The 19,285-nt window shown below is 73.8% G+C and carries 20 protein-coding genes and 1 pseudogene; 10 read left to right on the top strand and 11 right to left on the bottom strand.

Annotation, left to right across the window (positions count from 1 at the left end; translation table 11 throughout):
* On the top strand, positions 1-873 hold an 873-nt coding region (locus DCW30_RS15145; protein ID WP_164992603.1), incomplete at its 5' end, for a UTP--glucose-1-phosphate uridylyltransferase.
* Positions 870-1,004 carry a hypothetical protein gene (locus DCW30_RS37915; protein WP_257788563.1) on the top strand — a complete coding sequence of 45 codons (135 nt, stop codon included), beginning with the start codon at positions 870-872 and terminating at the stop codon, positions 1,002-1,004. The genes DCW30_RS15145 and DCW30_RS37915, both read left to right, overlap by 4 nt.
* A 258-nt stretch (positions 1,005-1,262) precedes the next feature.
* On the opposite strand, the gene DCW30_RS15140 is transcribed toward DCW30_RS37915, so the two are convergent.
* The 3 genes from DCW30_RS15140 to DCW30_RS15130 all read right to left on the bottom strand — a co-directional run bounded on the left by DCW30_RS15140 (position 1,263) and on the right by DCW30_RS15130 (position 3,276).
* Positions 1,263-2,579, bottom strand: a complete 1,317-nt coding sequence (locus tag DCW30_RS15140) for a cation:proton antiporter (RefSeq protein ID WP_076682946.1) — start codon at positions 2,577-2,579, stop codon at positions 1,263-1,265.
* A 258-nt stretch (positions 2,580-2,837) separates the two neighbouring features.
* Positions 2,838-3,038: a hypothetical protein gene (locus DCW30_RS15135; RefSeq protein WP_198504292.1), complete on the bottom strand. Its 201-nt coding sequence runs from the start codon at positions 3,036-3,038 to the stop codon at positions 2,838-2,840.
* Between the two features lie 43 nt (positions 3,039-3,081).
* Positions 3,082-3,276, bottom strand: coding sequence for a DUF2795 domain-containing protein (locus tag DCW30_RS15130; protein ID WP_076682950.1), 195 nt, complete (start codon positions 3,274-3,276; stop codon positions 3,082-3,084).
* A 372-nt stretch (positions 3,277-3,648) separates the two neighbouring features.
* On the opposite strand from DCW30_RS15130, the gene DCW30_RS15125 reads away from it, so the two are divergent.
* Entirely contained in the window at positions 3,649-4,221 is a 573-nt protein-coding gene (locus DCW30_RS15125) for a DUF6328 family protein (protein WP_076682952.1), read from the top strand.
* A gap of 36 nt (positions 4,222-4,257) precedes the next feature.
* Here the strand turns inward: DCW30_RS15125 and DCW30_RS15120 are convergent, their stop codons facing one another.
* The 5 genes and pseudogenes from DCW30_RS15120 to DCW30_RS15100 all read right to left on the bottom strand — a co-directional run bounded on the left by DCW30_RS15120 (position 4,258) and on the right by DCW30_RS15100 (position 8,013).
* Positions 4,258-4,977 carry a GAF and ANTAR domain-containing protein gene (locus tag DCW30_RS15120; protein WP_076682954.1) on the bottom strand — a complete coding sequence of 240 codons (720 nt, stop codon included), beginning with the start codon at positions 4,975-4,977 and terminating at the stop codon, positions 4,258-4,260.
* A 168-nt stretch (positions 4,978-5,145) separates the two neighbouring features.
* Positions 5,146-6,022: pseudogene (locus DCW30_RS15115) on the bottom strand (ferric reductase-like transmembrane domain-containing protein).
* Between the two features lie 190 nt (positions 6,023-6,212).
* Positions 6,213-6,905 carry a DUF3618 domain-containing protein gene (locus DCW30_RS15110; RefSeq protein ID WP_076682956.1) on the bottom strand — a complete coding sequence of 231 codons (693 nt, stop codon included), beginning with the start codon at positions 6,903-6,905 and terminating at the stop codon, positions 6,213-6,215.
* On the bottom strand, positions 6,881-7,342 hold the full coding sequence (locus DCW30_RS15105) for a phage holin family protein (RefSeq protein WP_232626967.1): 462 nt from the start codon (positions 7,340-7,342) through the stop codon (positions 6,881-6,883). The genes DCW30_RS15110 and DCW30_RS15105 overlap by 25 nt, the downstream gene beginning before the upstream one ends.
* Before the next feature lie 29 nt (positions 7,343-7,371).
* Complete coding sequence (locus tag DCW30_RS15100; RefSeq protein ID WP_076682958.1) at positions 7,372-8,013, bottom strand: hypothetical protein; 642 nt, start codon at positions 8,011-8,013, stop codon at positions 7,372-7,374.
* A gap of 359 nt (positions 8,014-8,372) precedes the next feature.
* Between DCW30_RS15100 and DCW30_RS15095 the strand changes: the two genes are divergently transcribed.
* The 4 genes from DCW30_RS15095 (at position 8,373) to DCW30_RS15080 (ending at position 13,498) form a co-directional block, all read left to right on the top strand.
* Complete coding sequence (locus DCW30_RS15095) at positions 8,373-8,708, top strand: hypothetical protein (protein WP_119271194.1); 336 nt, start codon at positions 8,373-8,375, stop codon at positions 8,706-8,708.
* A 14-nt stretch (positions 8,709-8,722) separates the two neighbouring features.
* Positions 8,723-9,973, top strand: coding sequence for a cupin domain-containing protein (locus DCW30_RS15090; protein ID WP_079249887.1), 1,251 nt, complete (start codon positions 8,723-8,725; stop codon positions 9,971-9,973).
* A 10-nt stretch (positions 9,974-9,983) separates the two neighbouring features.
* The gene (locus tag DCW30_RS15085) at positions 9,984-11,009 is read left to right on the top strand and encodes a sucrase ferredoxin (protein ID WP_237283318.1); all 1,026 of its coding nucleotides are present in this window, start codon (positions 9,984-9,986) and stop codon (positions 11,007-11,009) included.
* Between the two features lie 113 nt (positions 11,010-11,122).
* Positions 11,123-13,498: a SpoIIE family protein phosphatase gene (locus DCW30_RS15080; RefSeq protein WP_076682962.1), complete on the top strand. Its 2,376-nt coding sequence runs from the start codon at positions 11,123-11,125 to the stop codon at positions 13,496-13,498.
* A gap of 3 nt (positions 13,499-13,501) precedes the next feature.
* Here DCW30_RS15080 and DCW30_RS15075 read toward each other — a convergent pair whose 3' ends face one another.
* Positions 13,502-14,083 (bottom strand): hypothetical protein, encoded by a 582-nt coding sequence (locus DCW30_RS15075; RefSeq protein WP_076682964.1) that lies wholly within the window; start codon positions 14,081-14,083, stop codon positions 13,502-13,504.
* Between the two features lie 387 nt (positions 14,084-14,470).
* Between DCW30_RS15075 and DCW30_RS15070 the strand changes: the two genes are divergently transcribed.
* From DCW30_RS15070 to DCW30_RS15060, 3 genes are all read left to right on the top strand, one after another.
* On the top strand, positions 14,471-15,655 hold the full coding sequence (locus DCW30_RS15070; RefSeq protein ID WP_076682966.1) for an alcohol dehydrogenase catalytic domain-containing protein: 1,185 nt from the start codon (positions 14,471-14,473) through the stop codon (positions 15,653-15,655).
* Positions 15,656-15,774: 119 nt separating this feature from the next.
* Entirely contained in the window at positions 15,775-16,683 is a 909-nt protein-coding gene (locus DCW30_RS15065; RefSeq protein ID WP_079250327.1) for an SDR family NAD(P)-dependent oxidoreductase, read from the top strand.
* Positions 16,684-16,982: 299 nt separating this feature from the next.
* Entirely contained in the window at positions 16,983-17,309 is a 327-nt protein-coding gene (locus DCW30_RS15060) for a hypothetical protein (RefSeq protein WP_062778921.1), read from the top strand.
* Between the two features lie 57 nt (positions 17,310-17,366).
* Here DCW30_RS15060 and ku read toward each other — a convergent pair whose 3' ends face one another.
* Complete coding sequence (gene ku, locus DCW30_RS15055; RefSeq protein WP_076682968.1) at positions 17,367-18,362, bottom strand: non-homologous end joining protein Ku; 996 nt, start codon at positions 18,360-18,362, stop codon at positions 17,367-17,369.
* Positions 18,362-19,282 carry a hypothetical protein gene (locus DCW30_RS15050; RefSeq protein WP_076682970.1) on the bottom strand — a complete coding sequence of 307 codons (921 nt, stop codon included), beginning with the start codon at positions 19,280-19,282 and terminating at the stop codon, positions 18,362-18,364. The genes ku and DCW30_RS15050 overlap by 1 nt, the downstream gene beginning before the upstream one ends.
* Between the last annotated feature and the right edge of the window lie 3 nt (positions 19,283-19,285).

Below are 19,285 nucleotides of genomic sequence, written 5' to 3'. Positions count from 1 at the left end.
GCCGGTCTCGGCACGCGTTTCCTGCCCGCCACCAAGGCGACTCCCAAGGAGATGCTTCCGGTCGTCGACAAGCCGGCGATCCAGTACGTGGTCGAGGAGGCCGTGTCCGCGGGCCTCGATGACGTCCTCATGGTGACGGGCCGCAACAAGCGCCCCCTGGAGGACCACTTCGACCGCAACTACGAACTGGAGTCCGCCCTGCTGAAGAAGGGCGACGAGGACAGGCTGTCCCGGGTCCAGGAGTCCAGCGACCTCGCGACCATGCACTATGTGCGCCAGGGCGACCCCAAGGGGCTCGGTCACGCGGTCCTGTGCGCCGCCCCGCACGTCGGTGACGAAGCGTTCGCCGTGCTCCTCGGCGACGACCTCATCGACCCGCGCGACCCCCTGCTGGCCCGCATGGTGGAGATCCAGGAGCGGCACGGCGGCAGCGTCATCGCCCTCATGGAGGTGGCCCCCGAGCAGATCCACCTCTACGGCTGCGCGGCCGTCGAGGCCACCGGGGAGGGCGACGTCGTCAAGGTCACCGACCTGGTCGAGAAGCCCGACGTCGCCGACGCCCCCAGCACCTACGCGATCATCGGCCGCTACGTCCTCGACCCCCACGTCTTCGGCGTCCTGCGCGAGACCGAGCCGGGCCGCGGCGGCGAGATCCAGCTCACCGACGCCCTCCAGCAGCTCGCCGCCGACGAGAAGGTGGGCGGCCCCGTGCACGGCGTGGTCTTCGAGGGCCGCCGCTATGACACCGGTGACCGGGGCGACTATCTGCGTGCCATTGTCAGACTCGCGTGCGAACGTGAAGATCTGGGGCCGGACTTCAAGGCCTGGCTTCGCAGTTACGTCACCGGCAGCGATCCGGTCCGCGCCTCATGACCGGCTCGTCGCCGGACCGCGAGGACCCGCACGACCTGGACGGCGGGGAGGGCGCCGAGGTGAAGATCGAGCTCGGCCCCCTGCTGCTTTTCGCCGTCGCCCTGATCGCGCTGATCGCAAGCCGGTCGTGATGCCGGCAGCCGTCCGGGGGCGCGCGGCCCGGGGGTTCAGGCGTTTCCAGCCGCTCGCCGGGGCGATTGCGTGAGGGTGCCGCATGGGTTGCGGGGAGCCCGGCGCCGGCTCCCATGGGTGGGACGGGCTGACCGGCCGTTGTCCGCGAGGCGGCCGGTCAGCCACAGGCAGTACCCGACACCGGCGGGCGCCCGCCCCTCATCCGTGTCCGACGTCGTCGCCGGCGCGTCCCGTGGCGAGCCAAGGAGGAGGTCGTTCTACGGTGCGGCGTCCGGGACCGTCGCCCCACGCGGCTCGTCCCCGCGGTTCTCCCCCGGTCCCGACGGCTTCGCGGCCCGCCGGCGGTCCAGGCGGAGCACCACCGGGCCGGCCGTGACGCCGTGCAGCACCACCGACACCAGTACCGTGAACGTCACCACCGCCCACAGCTCCCGCTGCGGGACGAAGAAGTCCTGCTGCCCCAGGGCGTAGGCGAGGTAGTACAGCGAGCCGATGCCGCGGATGCCGAAGCCCGCGACCACCCAGCGTTCCCCGCTGCCCAGCGAGCCTCCCAGCAGCCCCGCCCACCCGGTCAGCGGCCGGATCACGAGCAGGAGGAGCAGCCCGGTGACGGCGCCCTGCCAGGTGAGCGGCGCCAGGCCGCCCAGCGCGATGAACGCGCCCAGCAGGAACAGCAGCGTCGCGGTCAGCAGGCGCTCGATCTGTTCGACGAAGTCGTGCAGCACGTTGTGGAAGCCGTGTGCGCGCTCGGCCGCCCTGACCGCGCAGGCGGTGGTGAACACGGCGAGGAACCCGTAGCCGCCGACGAGTTCCGTCACCCCGTACGCCAGGAAGGTGGCCGCCAGCGCGACGAACCCTTCCCGGTACTCGGCGAGCCGCAACGTCGAGGAGCGGGTCCGGAAGAACATCCATCCCAGCACCTTGCCGACCAGCAGCCCGCTCACCACACCGACCACGCACTTGAAGACCACGTCCTCGGCCGCCCACCCCCCGATCCACTCCGCCGACCACCCACTGCCCGCGGCAGCGGCCAGCGCGATCGCCGCGTAGGTCAGGGGGAAGGCGAGACCGTCGTTGAGACCGGCCTCGCTGGTGAGGGCGAACCGCACCTCGTCCTCGTCGTGTTCGTCCTCGGTCGGCTCCCCCACCCGTACCTCCGAGGCGAGCACAGGGTCCGTGGGCGCGAGGACCGCCGCGAGCAGCAGCGCGGCGGCCGGCGGCCAGTCGAGGAGCCACCACGCCACGAGGGCGGTCACCGCGACGGTCAACGACATCGTGATGCCGAGGAGCCGCCAGGTCGAGGCCCACGTCCTGCGGCCCACCGGGCGGTTGAGCGCGAGACCCGCGCCCATCAGGGCGATGATGACGCAGATCTCCGTCACGTGCTCCGTCAGGACACGCTGCTCGACCGGGTCGATCGCCGGCAGGGGCAGCGGGAGCAGGTAGACGAGGACGCCGCTCAGCAGGAACACCACCGGCAGCGACAGGGGCCGTCCCGCCACCACGCGCGGCAGCACGGCCGCGAGCAACGCTCCGGCTCCCAGCCACGCGAACACCGCGTCCGACAGGGTCACCGGGCGCCGCCTTCCGCCTTCGCCGGCCTGGACAGGCAGTTCGTTCCTCCGGTCACCAGGCCCTGGTGAAGCGGGCGACTCATCGGCGCTCCCTACGTTCGATCGGCTTCCGTACGTCTAACCCCGAGAACCACGGCGACACCCCGCCGCGGGCGATCGAATCGTCCGACCGGAGCGCCAGGGCCGGACTCCAGTCGTGATCACGGGTCGGGGTGTCGTCGCGCCGCGGCGGCTCGGGGGCGAGCCGCCGCCGCGGGGTCAGTCGGTGTTCCCGGTACGTTCGCCCTTCGGGCCCCGGCCGCGTTCCGTGCGCGGGCCGCGGCTCTGCCATCGGGGATCGTCCCGGAGCGTCTCGTTCGCGGCCTGGCCGGCCTCCTGATCGCTGATTCCCGACTGCTCCGCGTCCTTGCGCAACCGCGCGCGGCGGGTGTCGTACTTCTTGCTCCCCGGCTCGGGCATGGTCATCGCCTCCTGTACGGGCGGATTGCGGAGGTGAGCGTTCCTATGCGTCGCCGAACACGGTCTTCTGGACCTCGTCCGGTCCGTCGAACCGGTCCGCCGACGCGTCCCGCAGCTTCGAGACGAGGTCGTCGTCCGCGCCGTTGTCCCGGGCCAGCGAGACCAGGTCGTCTCTGCCGGCCGGGTACTCGGCGCCCTTGAGCGCCTTCTGGAGGTCGATGGGGCTGATGTCGGCCATGAGGGTTCTCCCTTGTCGTCTCGTTCGTCGACGCCTTGGGCGGCGCCTCATGCGGCGGCCGGGATGCGGCCGTGCCGGGCCCGGTCACCGGAGAGGGGAGGCTCGTCGTCAGGAGCCGTGGCGGAAGCCGGGCGCGGGCAGCGTGTCGTCCGCTCGTACGGAGGCCGGGGCGCCCCCTCAAAGTCTGCGCATCGCCTCGCCGGACCGCCACTTGGCCGGTCTCGGCGCACGCTCGGGTCTCTCGGTCCAGGTGGCGGAACACCGGGCCGGAGCACAGCCACGAGCGCTCCCCGCGCCACCGGCATCAGGTGCCCGACCTGCATGGAAGCGTTCGCAGGGGGCAACCGGTTCCTCTGGACCCAGGAGGATGCCATGACCATGACGGAGCGACCGGTCGAGTCGGTGGAGGAGGAAGCCGCCTGCTGTGCCCGCCACCACGTCCAGGGCACGCGGGGCGAAGGCGACGAGGTGCCGGAGACCGCGCGTGAGAGGGTCAATCGCCGCTGGCACGAGATCCTTCAGGAGACGCGGGTCGCCCAGACAGGCGTGCAGATCCTCTTCGGATTCCTGCTCAGCGTGGCGTTCACCCCCCTCTTCCGGGAGCTGGACACGTTCGACCGCGGCGTCTACGTCGCCACCGTGCTCCTCGGCGCGTCGGCCACAGGCGCGCTGATCGCGCCCGTGTCCCTGCACCGCTTCCTGTCGGGCCAGCGCATGAAGGACGAAGTGGTGGAGAGCGCGGGGCGCCTGATGATGTGCGGCATGGTCCTCCTCGCGCTGACCATCGGCTGCACCCTCCTGCTGATCCTGCGCAGCGTGATCCCCGGCCCCTTCGCCGAGGCCCTGGCCGCGGCGGTCATGCTGTGGTTCGGCATCTGCTGGTACGCGCTGCCCCTGCGCCTGCGCCGCCGCGCCGCGCGCCGCTCCTCGGACGACCGCCCGTAGTCCCCGCCGAGCGGGCCGCGGAGCGTCGGCGTGGGTTCACGAGCGGATCTCAGGCTCCGTGGGAGGCCGGCCCGTGAGGTTGGTGAGCAGTTCCCCGCACAGGTCACGGAGTTTGACGTTGCGGCGCTGGGAGGCGGATCGCAGGATGTCGAACGCTTCCTCGGCGGTGCAGCGGCGCTGCCCCATGACGACGCCCAGGGCCTGGTCGATGACGCTGCGCGACCGCATGGCGGTCCGCATCTGCTCGGCGAACTCCTGGGTCTCGCTGATCCGTCGGGCCACGGCGATGCCGCCGGTGGCCTCTGCGGCCAGGGAGCGCAGGGCCCCGACGTCGACCCCGGCGAACGCGTCGGGCGGGGCGGCGTAGACGTTGAGGGCCCCTGCGGTGTGCGTGTGGGCCGCGATCGGCAGGGAGAGGGAGGAACGGATGCCGCGGGACGCCGCGTACGCGGGGTATTCGCCCCACCGGGTCTCGGCCGCCATGTCGCGGACGGCGATCTCCTCGGCCTTGCGCAGCGACTGCAGGCAGGGGCCGTCGTCCTGGCCGTACTGCTTCTCGTCCAGGTCCGGCGCCGGGGACCCGGAGCTGACCACCGTCAGCGGCCGGCCGTCCCGTTCCAGCGTCACCCCGACGCCCTCGAAGCCCGTCATGTCCAGAGCCGCGTCGGCCAGTGTCTGGAGGAACTGCTCCAGGGAGTCGGTCTCCAGTAGCCACTGGGTCATGCGGGTGCTGTCGTAGGCGCCGTCACCGTTCATGCGCTGTGTTCCCTTCGCACGGTTGCGAGGCTCCTTTCGCCGGTCAGATCCTCATTGGTGCCACTCTGCCCGCGGTTGGCCCGGTTAACCGCCTCCCGGCCGCCACCGGGAAGATCCACCCCGGAGATCCCGCCCCGGAACGCCGCACCGCCCGCCCGCTACCGGCTGTCAGTCCGTCTCCTGGGCGTGCGGCGCCGTCGCGGGCGGCTGGGCCGGGCGGTCCCGTCCGCCCTCGCGGCCCGACGCCACCACGGCGACCGGCCCCGCCACGACGGCTCCGTCGACGACGCGTCCGACCGCGCGTGCCCATCAGGCCGGACGGGCCGCGTCCGCGCCTGCCTTCGGCGTGCCCAGCCGTTCGGCCCGTCGAGCGGGTCTCAGCAGACGCAGCAACAGCAGCACGGCGACGGGCAGTCGCAGCAACCACAGGACGGTGCGCGGGCACTCCCCGTACCAGACGTTGGTTCCGTACAGCAGGGTGTGCCACACGCTCAGGACGTAGACCGCGATCACGAAGAGAGGGCGTCCTGTCCCAGCGGGATGGCGATCCTGCCGGCGCCCGAGTCGTACCAGCCCGGCACGAAGGCGTCCGCGAAGCCCGCCCACAGCCGCTCGGCCCACGCCGGCCACGTCTCGTAGCGCACGAGTTCCGCCGCGAACATCAGCGCGTGCGCGGCCATCAGGGCCATCGTCGTGGGGCTCGTGGTGCGGCGCCAGCGCTCCCGCACCTGCCGGGAGAGCGGCAGCCGGGCGGGGCGCGGCCCCGAGAGCAGCAGGCCGATCATGACGGCGCCCCAGGCCCGCAGCAGTCCCGACCGGCCGAAGGCCTGGCTCAGCAGGTACATCCAGTAGGTCCCGCGTCGTCCATGAACGGCATGACCGCGACGGTGTCCGACGCGCCCGACTCCACGCGCGTCCACAAGAACGCGAACACGAGCGCCGTGACCACCACCGCCGCGGTCGCGTCGGGCACGGCGGAGCGCAGATCGCCGCGCAGAGCGGCACGGTCCCCGGGAGGCCGTCGCCGTGCGGGCGGCGCTGCCACCCCGTCTTCTCCGGCCTCGCGTCTGACGTCATCAGGGGCCTCCGGGCACGGGCCACCGCGGCAACGGTGTGCGTGTGTCGTGAGGCAACAACTGGCTGATGGGGGCAGCGGTCCCCAGAGGGGTTATCCGGCCAGAGCCGCCACGCCCGCCCGGCGCCCCGTGCCGACCCGGTCCCGCGCGGGGCGACCGTCAGGGCTTCGGCTGCCCGGGGCGGCCGGGGTTCTCGCGTACCTCCTGTGCGGTGTCCTGGCCCATCTCGCGCAGCCCCTGAGCCGTGTCCTGACCGGCGGTCTGGGCCTGCTCCTTCGTGGTCCGGGCGGCGTCCTGCGCCGTGGACTTGACCGCTTCCACCGCTTCGGTGGCCGGCCGGCGCAGCTCTTCCTTGACGTCCTGTGCCGCCTGGATCGCTTGCTGCTTCGCCGGTTCCAGCAACTCGTCGGAGTGCTCGCGCAACTGCCGGCCCGCGTGTTCCTCCGCCTTGGTGGTCGGCAGGAGCGCCGCGGTCACCATGCCCGCGCCGAAGGCGATGAGACCGGCCGCGAGCGGGCTGCCCTGCGTCTGCTGCTTCACCTGGGAGGGCGCCCGCTGGACGGCGTCGCCGATCTGCCCGGTCGTGTCCTTCGCGGTGTCGGCGAGGCTTCCCGCCGTCTGGCCCGCGGAATCCGCGAGGCCGTGCGCGGTGTCCGCGACATGCCCAGCGGTGTCACCGGCCGTGCCCATGACGCGCTCCTTCATGCCGGTCAGCCGCCCCCTGGCGGCGCCGGCCTTGCGTTGCGCCACCCTGCGGGGGGCCACCTTGTCCGCCAGGAGATCGACGTTGCGGGCCAGATTGGCGCGCCGGTACTCCGCGTCGGTCCTCAGCTCGTCGGGTGTCGTGCCCATTGGGCATCCTCCTTCAGGGATTCCACGGTTCGTTCGGGCTTGAGGTTCACGCCGCGCAGACGCTTGCGGCCGGTGGTGTACAGCACCGCGGCGACCACCGCCCACACGGCGGTGACGATCAGCGCCGCCCAGGCGATGTCCACGACGTGGGCGAGGGCGAAGATCGCGGTCAGGCTGCCCATGAGCACGACGACGTGACCGGCGTAACCGGCCCCGCCCAGCATGCCGACGGCCTTGCCCGCCTTCGTCGACTCCTGCTTGATCTCGGCCTTGGCCAGCTCGATCTCGTCGCGGACCAGCCGCGACACGTCGGCGCTGATCTCGCTGAGCAGATCGCCGACCGAGGGCTCGTCCGAGGGGGTGGTACGTGCGGTGGTACGCGGAGCCGTCCGACGGTGATGGTCCGTGCTCGCGGTTTCGGGAAACAGTGTGGCCACCGTTCAACTCCTCTTGCTCGGCCCGCGCGTCACGTGAGACCGGCCGGGCTCGGGGGGACCGGCCGCCGCCCGCTCTCGTCCGGGCGCGGCGCGGCGGAACCACCCGGGCGCGGCGTCGCGGAGCCGCCCTGCGCCGGGGACACACCCGCGTCCGGCGCGGCGGACGAACCCGCGGCGCTGACGCCCTTGCCTGCTCGCGCCGCGACGAAGCCCGCCAGGGCCGCTCCCGCCAGGAACACACCCGGCTTGCGCCGCGCGAAGTCCTGGAGGTCGCTGACGAGGCCGTCCGGGCCGCGCCGCTCCAGGCGGGACGCCATCTGGTGGCCGCCGTCCGCTATTTGGCCCACCACATGCGCGGCGGTGGAATCGGACTTGCCGTTCGCGCTCATGTCGTGCAGTTCGTCCGCCAGTCGGCGCACGTTCTCCGCCAGGCGCCGGGTCTGGGCACGCGCCTGGTCCTGGAGCTGGTCCCGTACCTCTCCCACCAGGTCACGCGCCTGGGCGGTGGCCTCGTGCCCCACTCCGGACGCCTGCTCCTTGGCGGTGCCTGCCACCTCGGCGGCATGGTCGCCGACCAGCCCGGCGCCTTCGCTCGCCTTGTTCCGTGCCGTCTCTGCCACCGCCGCCGACGTGCTCTGGTCCTGGCGGTTCCTGTCCTGGAAGTCACTCAAGGTTCCTCCTGGTCGTTCGAAGGGGTGGCGTCCGGCGTCCGTCGCGTACCGCCAGCGTTGGTGCCTCTCCGGGCGCCAGAGGTGACTGGCGGCGGTGGCCGGGTGGGCGTGTGCCGTCCCGGCGCCTCGGCCGCAGTCCGTTCTCCACGCTGCCCTACGCGGACCGCCTCCGCATGTCGGACCGGCGACGGCGTACGGCGTCAGCCCCGGCCCAGGGGCCCCGGTGTCCGCGAGGTGTGGCCCGGGTTGCCGACCGGCATCCCCTGAGCGAGTTTGGTGGGGGCGGAGAGGGCTCATGAAGTGCGCTTGCTCTGGTCCGCTCCCACCCGTTCCCACCCGTTCGACTCCCAGGAGGAACCATGGCGAACTCCGAGCAGGACCCGAGCCGGCACCACGAGGGCCCGGCGGACGGCGGAGCCGCGGGCACGCCCGGCGTACAGGACGGCGGCGCGGACGGCGGCGCCGAAGGACCCGCCGACGGCGGAGCGGCAGGCACCCCGGGCGTCCATGACGGCGGCGCGGACGGCGGCGCCGAAGGACCCGCCGACGGCGGAGCGGCAGGCACCCCGGGCGTACAGGACGGCGGCGCGGACGGCGGCGCCGAAGGACCCGCCGACGGCGGAGCGGCAGGCACCCCCGGCGTACAGGACGGCGGCGCGGACGGCGGCGCCGGCAAGTCCGGCGGCGGCGTTTGAGCAGCCCCCTGAGCATGGCCCCGACCGAGCCCCCGACCAGGCCCGAGGCCGAGCCCGCGCCAAGACCCGGGGCCGGGCCCCGGGGCGTCGGCGCCGGGGCGGACGCCGGCGTCCTGGAGACGCGCCTGACCGGCGGCCTGGGCCGGGAGGCGTTCGGCCGCGGGGTCTGGGGGCGCACCGCGCTGCTCACGCGCCGCGCGAGTGACTTCGGCGACCTGTTCTCCGCGGACGCCGTGGACGAGCTGATCTCGCGGCGCGGGCTGCGTACGCCCTTCCTCCGCGTCGCCAAGGACGGCTCCACCCTGCCCGAGTCGTCGTTCACCGCGTCCGGCGGTGTCGGCGCCACCATCGCCGACCAGCTCGACGACACCGCGCTGTGGCGTGCGTTCGACGACGGCGCCACGCTCGTGCTCCAGGCTCTGCAGCGCACCTGGGAGCCGGTCGGGGAGTTCAGCGCCCGGCTGAGCGGTGAGCTGGGGCACCCGGTGCAGGCCAACGCGTACGTCACACCGCCGCAGAACCGCGGTTTCGACGCCCACTACGACGTCCACGACGTCTTCGTGCTCCAGATCGCCGGCGCCAAGCGCTGGATCGTCCACGAGCCCGTCCACCCCGACCCGTTGCGCGACCAGCCCTGGACCGATCACCGTGCCGCCGTCGCCGAGGCCGCGCGGGGCGAGGCGTACCTCGACACCGTCGTCGAACCCGGCGACGTCCTCTATCTGCCGCGCGGCTGGCTGCACGCCGCCGAGGCGCAGGGCGAGGTCTCCGTCCACCTGACGCTCGGGGTCCACACCTGGACGCGGTACGCGCTGGCCGAGCAGCTCGCCGAGGCCGCGCTCGCGACGCTGCGCGACGAACCAGAAATGCGCGGCGCCCTGCCCCTGGGCGTGGCAGGGCCGGACGCCGAGATCGGCGCCGTACGGGAACGCCTCCTCGCCGCGGTCGCGCGGGCCGATCCCGCGCCGCTGTTCCACCGCGCCCGGCGGGGCCAGGCGCGCCCCGCGCCGCTGGGGCCGCTGGCCCAGCTCGCGGCCGTCCGGGACGTGCGCCCCGGCTCCCCCGTGCGGCTGCGCGCCGCGCTGGAGGCGCGTCTGGACGGCCCGCGCCTGGTCACGCGCGTGGGCCGGCTCGACTTCCCGGAGGCCGACCTGCCGTCGGTGGCCCGTGTGCTCGACGGGGAGGTGCACACCGCCGGTGCTCTCGGCGTCGCGCTCGCCGTGAGACTGCTGCGCGCGGGCGTTCTGGTCCCCGCGGAGCGGTGACGGGGCCGCGGTGACCGCCGGGGAACGGTTCTTCTGCGCCGACGCCGCCCGGACCCGCGGCGATCTGCTCGCGGGCACCGCGCCGTACGGCTCCGTCTGGGTCCTCGTCGAGCACCACGGCGGCTGGCCGCCCAGCGGCTTCGACGGCCTCGATCTCGATCCGGCCGTCAAGGAGCCGGTGTTCTCCGCCGCTCGGGCGGTGCGGGCCCGCATCCTGCTGATCAGACGGCACGGCCGCCGCTCCGCCGAGGGCCGCAGGCGGTGGGCCGTGCTGCGGCACGCGGGCCCGGGCGTCCGGAGCCAGCAGTGGGGCACGTGGAGCCGCGACGAGGACCTGACAGGGATCGCCGCCGCGCTTGAGGACCCGGGGACCGGACCAGGAGCCGCCCTGGACGCGACCGGAGCCGCCCCAGGCGGGACCGGAGCCGAAGCGGGTGGGGCCGGAGCCGACGCGCGCGGGACCGGAGTCGCCCCGGGCGGGACCCGGGTCGGCCCGGGCGCATCCGCCCTGCCGCCCGTCGTCCTCGTCTGCGCCCACGGCCAGCACGACACGTGCTGCGCCGTGCGCGGCCGGCCCGTCGGGCGTGCCCTGAGCGAGCGGTGGCCGGACCTGGTGTGGGAGTGCAGCCACGTGGGCGGCGACCGGTTCGCCGCCAACGTCGTCGTCCTGCCCGACGGCGTCTACTACGGCAACCTCGACGCCGCCTCGTGCGTGGAGACCGTCGCGGGACACCTGGCGGGCCGCATCCGCCCGGAGCACCTGCGCGGCTACACGGACCTCTTCCCGCCGCAGCAGGTCGCCGTCGCGGCGCTCCTGCGGCGCTTCGGTCCGGCCGGCCGGTACGACCACACGATCGTCGCGACGGTCCGCGAACACGACCGGTGGCGCGTCCGTGTCGCCACCCGGGCGCCGCGCCCCGCCGTCTTCGAGGTCGAGGTGCGCTCCCACCGCACCCCACCGCGTCAGCTGACCTGCCGCGGCCTCTCGATGAGTTCGGCCGTCGTCTACGAGGTCACGTCGGTCAGGGCGGCCTGAACCCGTCTCCCGGCGCCCCGCACCCCGCATGGGGGAACCGTCGGCGCTCCGCGGTTGTGCCCGTCCCGGCGGCGGCGGACTCTGTAGGGAACGAACGGGGCTGATGTGGCGCCATGACTGCACCGAACGCCGAGCCGAAGACCGACTTCCGTGGCCCCCTGGACGTCACCAGAGGAGCCACGGCGGTCCTCGACGCCCGGGACACGGTCATCGGGTGGAGCCCCGCGGCGGAGCGGCTCCTCGGTCATCGGGCGCCGGAGGTCGTCGGGCGGCCCCTGGCCGCGTTCCTGCCGCCCGGTCCCGTGCCCTCGGCCGTGCCTCCCGGGCTGCGGCGGAACGAGATCCGCGTCGCGCGGCACCGGGACGGCCGTGAGCTGGTCGTGGCCACCGCGGTGTGTCCGCTGCGGGGCGGCGGTCCTGCCGAGCGGGTCCTCGTCATGGCGGAGCTCGCCGACCTCCGGCTGTGGGAGGCCCGGCTCGCCCTGCTGCACGGTCTCGCCACGCAGTCCCCCGTCGGTCTGGCGATCTACGACACCGATCTGCGTCTGGCCTGGTGCAACGCGGCGTACGAACAGGAGATGGGGCGGCCGTTCGCCGAGTTCAGGGGCTCCCGGGCCGATGACATGTATGTGGCGGGCAGGTTCGTGACCAGGGGGCACCCGCCCACGCTCGACGGGGTCATGCGGCACGTGCTCGACACCGGGGAGTCCTTCCTCGACCTGCACTTCCAGGGCCGCCCGCCCAGCGACCCGGAGACGGACCACCTCTGGTCCTGCGCCTACTACCGGCTCCAGGACGCCGACGGGCACGTGCTCGGGGTGTGCGAGGACGCCTTCGACATCTCCGACCGCGACAAGGCCCAGCGGCGGCTGGCCCTGCTCGTGGAGGCGGGCCGCGGCATCGGCACCGCCCTGGACGTGACGGCCACGGCCGAGAAGATCGCCGAGGTGGCGGTGCCGAAGTTCGCCGCGACGGTCACGGTCGACCTCGGCCGGGCGGTCCTGGAGGGCGAGTTGCCCGCCACCGGCTCCTCGGCGGCCATGTCCCTGGTGCGGGTCGCCCACCGCTCGGCGGCGGCCCCGCGCGCCGCCCCGCCCCCGGCGGACCGCTCGCCCGTCGCGTACCCGCCCGGCTCACCGCAGGACCGCAGTCTCGCCTCCGGCGGGCTCGTACTCGACGACACCTCCCTGGTGGTGCCGCTGCGGGCCGAGAACAGCCTGCTGGGGATCGTCACCTTCGTGCGCGGCGCCGGCACGGCCGTCTTCGACGGCGGCGAGGTGGCACTGGCCGATGAGCTGGTGGCGCGCGCGGCCGTGTCCATCGACAACGCCCGCCGCTTCACCCGCGAACGCACGGCCTCCCTCGCCCTCCAGCGGCAGTTGCTGCCGCAGCAACTGCCGGAGCAGTCGGCGGTCGACCTCGCCTACCGCTATCTGCCCACGGACGACGTGGCCGGGGTCGGCGGCGACTGGTTCGACGTCATCCCGCTGTCCGGGACGCGGGTCGGACTCGTGGTCGGCGACGTGGTCGGCCACGGTCTCCAGGCCGCCGCCACCATGGGCAGGCTCCGTACGACGGTACGCGCCTTCGCCCAGATGGACATGGACCCCGTGGAGCTGCTCTCGCGCCTCGACGACCTGGTGGCGCAGACGGCGGACGAACAAGGGGGCGGCCCGGGACCGCCCGACGTCACGTACACCGACGTGACCACCGGGGCGACCTGCCTCTACGCGGTCTACGACCCGGTCACGCGGCGCTGCGTCATGGCGCGGGCGGGGCATCTGCCGCCCGCGATCGTCGATCCGCGGGGGCGGCCGTCCTTCCCGGACCTGCCGGCGGGGCCGCCGCTGGGCCTCGGCGGCCTGCCCTTCGAGTCCGCGGAGATCGAGCTTCCCGTGGGCAGCCTGCTGGCGCTGTTCACCGACGGCCTGGTCGAGGCGCGCGACCGCGACATCGACCAGGGGCTGGACACCCTGGGGCGGGTGCTGAGCGACCGCGGGGCGTCGCTCGAAGAGCTCTGCGACCGGGCCGTGGCGGAGCTGCTTCCCGGCGGTTCGACCGGTGACGACACCGCCCTGCTCCTCGTCCGCACCCGCGAACTCGACGTCTCGCAGGTCGCCGAGTGGGAGCTGCCCGCGGAGCCGGTCGCCGCGGGCCACGCCCGGGAGCTGGCCACGCGGCAACTGCACGACTGGGGCTTCGACGACCTGTCGTTCACGACCGAACTCGTCGTGAGCGAGCTGGTCACGAACGCCGTCCGGTACGCCGAAGGGCCCATCCAGGTACGCCTCATCCGGGACCGCACCCTGCTGTGCGAGGTCGCGGACGCCGGCCACACCTCGCCACACCTGCGCCACAGCGGCGAGGAGGACGAGGGCGGCCGCGGCCTCTTCATCGTCGCGCGCCTCGTCCAGCGCTGGGGCACGCGCTACACCCACTCCGGCAAGACGATCTGGACGGAACAGCCGCTGCCGCCCGGCGGGGCGTGACCGTCACCCGGAGTGGTGGCTCCAGCGCGGCCGGCCGTCCCTGCCCATGAAGCACTGCGCGGGCCTGCCGACGGCCGTCGTCGCGGTGGCGCCCGCCGGCGAGCGGAACTGCCCGAACGCGGCGCTGCCGCCGGTCCCCCCACCGGAGCCACCCGTGGAGCCGCCCGGCGCACCGTCCCGGGAGGGCCGGGGGCGCGGCTCGGGAGCGGGCCGCGGCTTCGGCTTGGCTTCCGGTTCGGGCCGCGGCTTCGGCTTGGCTTCCGGTTCGGGCCGCGGCTTCGGGCTCGTCTCGGTGCAGGGGCGGCCGGGGCCGATCAGCCACAGACCGGGCCTCGTCCACGGGGAGACGACGGTGTCGGGCCTCGGCTGCTGGCGGCACACCTTCCAGTCGGCCACCTCGTCCGGTGCGTCCGCCAGGCGCTCGCCGGTGTGCGCGTGGCGGCGCGCCGTCTCGTCGAGGCCGACGTCGGCGAGAGCGCGCGAGGCGTCGTCGAACCGCGGGGCCGGGGCACACGGGTCACCCTGGGCGTCCAGAGGTTGCGCGCGAGGAGGAGGCCGTCCGCGGTGAGCACCGCGCGGCCCCATCCGTCGTGGTACAGGGACCGGACGGTCTCACCGGGGCCGAGTTCCGCCGAGCGCACCTTCTGGTCCGCGTCGGACAGGGAGACGCTTTAGCCGGCAGCGTCCCGAGCGGTCCGCGGGTCGTTCCGCGGGGCACATGGCGCGACGGTCTCGGGCATACGCGGATGTTAAGCGGTTCCCCACCACGACCGAACGTCCGTACCGCCTTGCTCACCTCGTGCGGCGTGCCCCGAACGCCCCGTTGCGGTTGGCGGGTGGGGGTGGGTGTGGGTTTGCTGGGATCGGGCGTGCCGCGCGTCGGCTTCGTGGACGTCGCATGACACCTCGGGCCCGGGGAACCCGCGCGCCGACAGCAGGGCCATCACCGACAGCTGGTGCGAGGAGTGAGCGATGCGGGCACTGACGTGGCAGGGCAGGCGCGACGTGCGGGTGGAGACCGTTCCCGACCCGGTCATCAAGGATCCGACCGACGTGATCATCCGTGTGACCTCCACGGGGGTCTGCGGTTCGGACCTCCATCTGTACGAGGTCCTCGGTCCGTTCCTGGACCCCGGTGACATCCTGGGCCACGAGCCGATGGGGGTGGTCGAGGAGATCGGCCCCGGTGTGACGGAGCTGGCCGTGGGGGACCGGGTGGTCGTGCCGTTCAACGTCTCCTGCGGCGAGTGCTTCATGTGCGGCCACGGACTGCACTCCCAGTGCGAGACGACGCAGAACCGCGACCAGGGCACCGGCGCCTCCCTCTTCGGCTACACCAAGCTCTACGGTCAGGTGCCGGGCGGTCAGGCCGAGTACATGCGCGTGCCGTTCGGCAACACCCTGCCCATCAAGGTGCCCGAGGGCCCCGCCGACGACCGGTACGTCTACCTCTCCGACGTGCTGCCGACCGCCTGGCAGGCCGTCGAGTACGCCGCGATCCCGCCCGGCGGCACCGTGACGGTGCTCGGTCTGGGGCCGATCGGGGCGATGTGCGGGCGGATCGCGCTGCACCGCGGGGCCGGTCTGGTCGTCGGCGTCGACCTGGTGCCCGACCGGCTGAGCCGGGCGTCGCGCGACGGCGTCAAGGCCCTCGACCTGCGCCGCCACGGCAAGGACATCGGTGACGCGATCCGCGACCTGACGGACGGCCGCGGCACGGACGCCGTGATCGACGCCGTCGGCATGGAGGCCCATGGCGCGCCGCTGGCCAAGGCCGCCCAGTGGGGTGTGGGGCTGCTGCCCGACGCGGTCGGCGCGAAGCTCATGGAGAAGGCGGGCATCGACCGTCTGGGCGCCCTGTACGCGGCGATCGACATCGTGCGCCGCGGCGGCACCGTCTCGCTCTCCGGCGTCTACGGCGGCGCCGTCGACCCGATGCCGCTCCTGACGATGTTCGACAAGCAGCTGCAGTTCCGCATGGGCCAGGCGAACGTCCACCGCTGGGTCGGCGACCTCCTGCCGCTGCTCACCGACGAGGACCCGCTCGGAGTCGACGGCTTCGCCACCCACCACGTCTCCCTGGAGGAGGCTCCCAAGGTGTACGAGACGTTCCAGGCCAAAGAAGACGGCATGATCAAGACACTGCTGCGGCCGTGAACGGCGACCGATTGACAACGGGGAGCCGGCGGAGGACGACCGGGACCATCGGGAGCGCGGACGACCTCGGCGGACTCTCCGCCGTCGTGGCCGGCGGCTCGCGCGGCCTCGGCCTGCTCATGGCGGACCGCCTGCTGGCCCGCGGCTGCGCCGTGACCATCGCCGCGCGCGACGGCGCCGAACTGGAGCGGGCCCGCGCCAAACTGCTGGCCCGTCACCCGGCGGCGACCGTGCGGACGACGGTCTGCGACGTACGGGACCAGGCCGGCGTACGCGAGCTGTTCACCGCCGCCCGGGAGGCCCTGGGAGGTGTCGACATCGTCATCGCCAACGCCGGCATCATCCAGGTCGCCCCGCTGGAGGCGCTGCGGGCCGAGGAGTTCGAGGACGCCATGCGGACGATGTTCCACGGCGCCCTGCACACGGCCCTCGAAGCCCTTCCCCATCTCAGGAAGAGCCCCGCCGGCGGCCGGCTCGCGCTCATCTCCTCCGTCGGCGGGCTGCTCGGCGTACCGCACCTGCTGCCCTACTCGTGCGCCAAGGCGGCGATCGGCGTCCTCGCCGAGGGGCTGCGGGCCGAGACGGCGGGCAGCGGGGTGAGCGTGAGCGCCGTGTATCCCGGCCTGATGCGCACCGGCTCCCATCTGCACGCGACGTTCGGGGGCGCGCGGAGCCAGGAGTACGGGTGGTTCTCCACCCTCGCGGGCACGCCGCTGGTGTCGATGAACGCGGGGCGCGCCGCCGAGCGCATCGTGCGGGCCGTCGTCCGGCGCCGCACCCGCCTCGTGCTCACCCCGGCGGCACGCGCCGCAGGCCTGGCACACGGCATCGCCCCCGCGGCGACCACCCGGCTCAGCGGCGTCGCCGCGCGCCTCCTGCCGAGCGCGCCCGGCGGCCCGCTCGGGCAGCGCGAGGGCAAGGACGTCGACCCGCCGCGGGGCCCCGTGGCACGGGCCGTGCAGCGGGCCGGGAGCGCGCTCAACGAACGGGCCGCCCGCGCCTACAACGAGCGGGACGGGAAGCCGTGAGGGCGGCGGCGCCGCGGAGCGGCCCGCCCGTGATGAGAAGGAATTGCGGAGACTCCGGGCGTGGCGGGATTGGCCTCGCCAAACCGGATCACCCGTGCAACTGGTCCTCGTACGCGAGGGCCGGGCGCCGGCCGTTGGGACCACAGCGGCCGGCGCCGCCCCGGCGCGCTCGGGCGCCGCGCGGCCCATGCGTGAGCGGGCGGCGCCCGGGTACCGGTGTGAAACTGGGGCGCATGCCCACAAAGAGAACCACCGCAAGCACACTCGGCGACCGGTGGCCCTGAGAAAGCGAGGTCGTCATGCCGGCTGGATCCAGCAAGAAGCGTGAGCGTCAGTACGAGCACATCAAGGACAGCGCCGAGGACCGCGGCGCGTCCGAGGGCCGGGCCAAGGAGATCGCGGCGCGCACGGTGAACAAGGAGCGCGCCCGCTCCGGCGAGTCCAGGACCGCGAGCAGGACGTCGACGAAGGACCCCAAGTCCGCCTCGCAGCGCGGCGGGGAGCGCTCGCACAGCGGCGCCCAGGGCCCCACCAGGGACCAGCTCTACGAAGAGGCGAAGAAGAAGAACGTCGAGGGCCGCTCCTCGATGAACAAGCAGCAGCTCAAGAAGGCGCTGGGGCGCTGACGCGGGACGGCGGGGCGCCCGGGGCGATCGCCATCGCCCCGGGCGCCCCGCCAGGTCTCAGGCCGCGGCCTTCCGCCCCTTGCGCGCCTTGCGCCCCGTGAGGGCTTCGACCAGTTGCTCCCGGCTCATCTTCGAGCGGCCCGGGACGTCGGCGTCGGTCGCGCGCCGGTACAGCTCGCTCTTGGTGAGCGAGGACAGGTCCTCGTCCGGCCGTTTCCTCGTTTTCGCCGGGGCCTTGCGGCGGCCGTCCTTGCCCTTGCTCTTGCCTCCGCCCCGGTTGCGCTCGACGCTCCGCTCCAGCGCCGACATCAGGTCGACGACGTTCGTGGCGTCGGGCGGCCCTTCCTCGCCGACCACCTCCTTGCCCTCGCGTTTGGCCGCGACGAGTTCCTTGACGCGCTCCTCGTACGTGTCGTGGTAGTCGTTCGGGTCCCAGTCGATGCTGAGGGCGTCGATCAACTGCTGGGCCGTCCTCAGCTCACGGTCGGCGACCTCGGGGCGCCGGGCCGGCATCACGTCCAGGTCCTCGCGCGGGTCGCGCACCTCGTCCGCCCAGCGCATCGTGTGCATCACCAGGACGTCGTCCTGGGCGCGCAGGGCGGTGAGGTACTGCTTGCTGCGCATCGTGAAGGTGGCGATGCCCGCCTTGTTCGACCGTTCGAGGGCCGCCCGCAGCAGCTCGTAGACCTTGACGTACTCCTTGCCGCGCGGCGCGACGTAGTAGGTCCGGTCGAAGTACACGGGCTCGATCCGGTCGAGGTCGACGAAGCCCGTCATGTCGATGACCTTCGACTTGCCCGGGGCGATGTCGTCGAGTTCCTCGGGTTCGACGACGACGTAGTCGCCCTGGCCGAGGTCGTAGCCCTTCACGATGTCGTCGGTGGGCACTTCCTCGCCGGTGCGCTCGTTGATCCGCTTGTAGCGGATGCGGTCGCCGGTGCCCCGCTGGAGCTGGTGGAAGTGGATGGTGTGGTCCTCGGTCGCGGTGAAGAGGCCCACGGGGACCGTGACCAGCCCGAAGGTCAGCACCCCGCTCCAGATCGATCTCGCCATCAGTCGTCGTCTCCTTCGCCGTCACGGTGGTCGGGGTCCTTGGCGCTCAGCCGGTCGAGGAGCGCGGACGCCTTCTCCGCCCGGCTCGCCGCCTCGCGTGCCGCGCGGTCGGCCGCCTGTGCCGCGTCCCGCGCCTCACGCTCGGCGGAGCGGGCCTCCCGGCGCCGCTCCGCCGCGCTCTGCTGTTCCTTCGCCAGCTCCGCGAGACGCCGCTCCGCCTCGCGCACCCGGCCCGCCGCCTCCTCGGCCCGCTCGTCGGCCGCCGCCGTCTCGTCCGCGCGCTCGCGCCGTGCGCGGTCCGCCTCTTCGGCCTCCTGCCGGGCGCGGGCGAGCGCGCGCCGGCGCTCATCGGCCGCGGCATCCCGCTTCCGGGGCTCCCGCCGTGCGCGGGGCTCCCGCGGCGGCGGCTCGGCGGGTTCCTCGCGGGGCCCGACGTCCCGGAGGGCGGCGTCGAAGCCGGTGGGGGCGTCGAGCGGCCTGGTCAGCCTGCCCTCCGCCCATGTCCGGGCGGCCCGCTCGTCGGCGAGGACGGCGTGCAGGGTCTGCTCGACCTCGCGGCGGGCGTCCTCGCTGATCGCGTGGCCCGCGTCGGCGGCGAGCCGCCCGGCCTGCCGGGACAGGGCGTCGACGAGGACGTGCTCCTGCCGTGACAGCTCGCGGAGCCGCGGCCCGTCCATGCCCCGGTGCGCCTGGCGCAGCCCCTCGCCCAGGCGGATGAGCGCAGGCACCTCGTCGGGCTCCCCGCGCACCAGGAGGTTGCTGGCCCAGGCCGACAGGCTCGGCCGGCGCAGGGCCTTGATCCGCTCGGCGAGCGGCTGGTCACCGGCCTTCCGCGCCGCAGCAGCGCGCGCGTCGCGGGCGGCGGTGAACTCCTCGGGCCGCAGTCCGTACAGCTCGTCGGCGACCGTCTCCAGGTCCACGGA

The sequence above is a fragment of the Streptomyces alfalfae genome, assembly GCF_004127445.1.
GTDB classification, from domain to species: domain Bacteria; phylum Actinomycetota; class Actinomycetes; order Streptomycetales; family Streptomycetaceae; genus Streptomyces; species Streptomyces alfalfae.
This window is presented reverse-complemented; position numbering and strand designations above follow the sequence as displayed.

What these genes read in the sequence shown, in the direction of transcription:
- DCW30_RS15135 (WP_198504292.1), bottom strand. Translation starts at nt 3,038, where the DNA reads ATGCCCGAGCCGGGGAGCAAGAAGTACGACACCCGCCGCGCGCGGTTG.
- DCW30_RS15060 (WP_062778921.1), top strand. Translation starts at nt 16,983, where the DNA reads ATGCCGGCTGGATCCAGCAAGAAGCGTGAGCGTCAGTACGAGCACATC.
- DCW30_RS15075 (WP_076682964.1), bottom strand. Translation starts at nt 14,083, where the DNA reads ATGGGGCCGCGCGGTGCTCACCGCGGACGGCCTCCTCCTCGCGCGCAA.
- DCW30_RS15130 (WP_076682950.1), bottom strand. Translation starts at nt 3,276, where the DNA reads ATGGCCGACATCAGCCCCATCGACCTCCAGAAGGCGCTCAAGGGCGCC.
- ku (WP_076682968.1), bottom strand. Translation starts at nt 18,362, where the DNA reads ATGGCGAGATCGATCTGGAGCGGGGTGCTGACCTTCGGGCTGGTCACG.
- DCW30_RS15070 (WP_076682966.1), top strand. Translation starts at nt 14,471, where the DNA reads ATGCGGGCACTGACGTGGCAGGGCAGGCGCGACGTGCGGGTGGAGACC.
- DCW30_RS15120 (WP_076682954.1), bottom strand. Translation starts at nt 4,977, where the DNA reads ATGAACGGTGACGGCGCCTACGACAGCACCCGCATGACCCAGTGGCTA.
- DCW30_RS15065 (WP_079250327.1), top strand. Translation starts at nt 15,775, where the DNA reads ATGGCGGACCGCCTGCTGGCCCGCGGCTGCGCCGTGACCATCGCCGCG.
- DCW30_RS15090 (WP_079249887.1), top strand. Translation starts at nt 8,723, where the DNA reads ATGGCCCCGACCGAGCCCCCGACCAGGCCCGAGGCCGAGCCCGCGCCA.
- DCW30_RS15095 (WP_119271194.1), top strand. Translation starts at nt 8,373, where the DNA reads ATGGCGAACTCCGAGCAGGACCCGAGCCGGCACCACGAGGGCCCGGCG.
- DCW30_RS15125 (WP_076682952.1), top strand. Translation starts at nt 3,649, where the DNA reads ATGACCATGACGGAGCGACCGGTCGAGTCGGTGGAGGAGGAAGCCGCC.
- DCW30_RS37915 (WP_257788563.1), top strand. Translation starts at nt 870, where the DNA reads ATGACCGGCTCGTCGCCGGACCGCGAGGACCCGCACGACCTGGACGGC.
- DCW30_RS15080 (WP_076682962.1), top strand. Translation starts at nt 11,123, where the DNA reads ATGACTGCACCGAACGCCGAGCCGAAGACCGACTTCCGTGGCCCCCTG.
- DCW30_RS15110 (WP_076682956.1), bottom strand. Translation starts at nt 6,905, where the DNA reads ATGGGCACGACACCCGACGAGCTGAGGACCGACGCGGAGTACCGGCGC.